1 protein-coding gene is annotated in these 2,891 nt (G+C 49.6%); it reads left to right on the forward strand.

Annotation, left to right across the window (positions count from 1 at the left end; all coding sequences use genetic code 11):
- Positions 1-32: 32 nt before the first annotated feature.
- On the forward strand, positions 33-2,891 hold a 2,859-nt coding region (locus tag HMPREF0693_RS07655), incomplete at its 3' end, for an RHS domain-containing protein (protein WP_155115354.1).

The following is a 2,891-nucleotide window of genomic DNA, read 5'->3' on the forward strand; positions in this document are numbered from 1 at the left end:
CTGTAGGGCGTGGAGGATGTCAATATCATGACATGTCAGGGAGGCGTTTAGCGTTAGGAAAAATCGCCCTTGGACAGAAAGTGTTCTATCAAGATGAAGGCTTTACCGTCTATCGCACGACAAACAATCTTTTCCTTGTTGAATCGGCGGAAGGTGATTATCAACTTTTCGAAGCCAATCCACATAAAATCAATACACTGCGCTTAATGAAAAGTGCTGATCGTCATAATAACGCTTTACACTACCGCTATGCTAATGACGGTGAATTGGTACAAATTCATGATGATGCGTATCTGACCGATATCCGGTTACATTATGATGAAATCACCCAACGCTTACAGTCGGTGACCCGCCACCAAGGACAAGAAGAAAAAACGCTGGTCACTTATACTTATGATGCACAACAGCGTTTAGTGCAAGTCACTAATGCGGATAAGCGAGTGACTCGTCGTTTTGGCTGGGATGATGAATCGGGTTTAATGGCCATGCACCAATATGCCACAGGGGTCAGTAGTCATTATCGTTGGCAACGTTTTGATGCCTTTACCATTGAAGACAATGAACCTGAGTGGCGAGTGGTTGAACACTGGCTTAAAGACGGTAAACGCTGTTTAGAGCATACCGAACTGACGTATGATTTAGCTCAACGAACCCTCACCACCGTGGAAACGGGGGGCGAAACCACCTTCCGTCGCTGGAATGAACAACAGCAAATTATCGAATACACTAATGCATTGAATGAAACGTGGTGGTTTGAATGGGATACCAGCCGCTTATTAACGAAAGCAATAGCCCCAGATGGTAGTGAATGGGGGTATACCTATGATGAGCGCGGTAATTTAACTCAATCGACAGATCCCGAACAACAATCGACTTGCTATGATTGGGACAAAGATTTTGCGTTTCCCACGGCACAAACCTTGCCAAATGGGGCGGCTTGGCATTGGGAGTACAATGAGCACGGCGATATTCGTCGTGTGATTGACCCGCTTGGCCATATCACGCGTTTGGCGTGGGATGACCAAGGCCTGTGTCTGGGGCAAGTGGATGCTAAGGGTAATGAAACCCACTATCGCTATAATGCCCGCGGTCAGTTAATCGAGCAACGGGACTGTTCGGGTTATCCCACCACCTTGACCTACGATGATTGGGGACAACTTCGCTCGTTGACCAATGCACAGAATGAAACCACGACTTACACCTTTAGTGAAGCGGGATTGTTGTTAACAGAGTGCTTGCCGGATGGGACAGAAAACCATTATGACTATGATGCCACCGGGCAATTAGTGGGAATAACGGATGCCGGAGAGCGCCATATTCTGTTGCGCCGTAACCGTCGTGGGCAAGTGATAGCCCGACGCGATCCGGCAGGGCATTGGTTGCATTTTCACTATGATACTTTCGGGCGCATGCAGGCGCTGGAGAATGAACAGGGCGAGCAGTACCGCTTTGAGTATGATGCCTTGCATCGTTTAACTGATGAACATGATCTTATCGGACAACAAAAGCACTATCAGTACGATGTGATGGGGAATGTCACCCAAATAAAAACCACCCCGGGGCCTTGCGTTGATACGCCGATACCCTTATCCCCGCAGGTGACCACTTTCGGTTACGATAAAGTGGGACGGTTGCTGTTTCGAGAAAACGCCGATTATCGCACGGAATACCTTTATCAACCTTTGAGTGTGACATTACGCCGAGTCCCCATGGCGGTATGGCATGAAGCCGAACGCACCGGCACCACTGCCCGCGTAGAGTATCAAGACGCCCTGACCTTTACCTACGATAAAGTGGGGCAGTTGGTTCGAGAAGCCAGCGCCCGCGGTGATTATCAACATCACTATGATGTGCTGGGTAATATCACTCGCACCGAGTTGCCCCATCAACGGGCATTTGAATACCTGTATTACGGCTCTGGGCATTTACAACAAACGCAATGGCGAGATAATGCGCAACTGACGGTATTGGCGGAATATCAACGAGACCGTTTACACCGAGAAACGTTGCGCACCAGTGGCGCCTTAGACAATGAAACGGGCTATGACTGTCGGGGACGTATTACGCACCAAGTGGCGCGCCAAATGAATGCCTCACAGTTTGTGACCCCGGTGATAGACCGTCGTTATCGTTGGGATAAACGCAATCAACTTATCGAGCGCAGTGTCAGTTATGGTCAAACGGGCGAGGTTTTTACCGCCGGACATTGGTACTACCACAGTTATCAGTACGACCCGCTGGGACAATTGACGGCGCATTTAGGGTCGGTGCAAACCGAACACTTTCTGTATGATGCGGCGGCCAATTTACTGACCCGTCCGCACACCGAAGCACCGCATAACCAAGTACAAGGCAGTGATAAATTTGATTATCGCTACGACGGTTTTGGTCGCATGGTCTCCCGCTATGAAAAAGGCAGTAGCTCGGGGCAACGTTATCACTATGACAGTGACCACTGCATTATCGCGGTGGATATCGACCAAGGTCCCTTAGGGTATCAGCGAGCGGAATACCGCTACGATATTTTAGGGCGCCGGATTGAAAAACGGTTATGGAAAGCCAGTGCGATTGCCAATACGGTGACCTATCACCAACATGAGCCGGATGAAGTGTACAGCTTTGGCTGGGTAGGGATGCGACTGGTGTCTGAGCACAGCAGCGCAGCGCCCCATACCACGGTTTATCATGCTTACAATGACCAAAGTTATACGCCTCTAGCCCGCATTGAATGCACGGATAACCCGCTTAATCCGCAACGGGCGATTTATTATACGCACAGCAGTTTAAGTGGCTTACCGGAAGCGTTGACCAACAGTGACGGTGAAATCGTTTGGCAAGGGCAATACAGTGCTTGGGGACATTTACAGCGTCAAACCCGCCCCACAAGCACG

Source organism: Proteus mirabilis ATCC 29906 (assembly GCF_000160755.1).
In the GTDB taxonomy this organism is placed as follows: domain Bacteria; phylum Pseudomonadota; class Gammaproteobacteria; order Enterobacterales; family Enterobacteriaceae; genus Proteus; species Proteus mirabilis.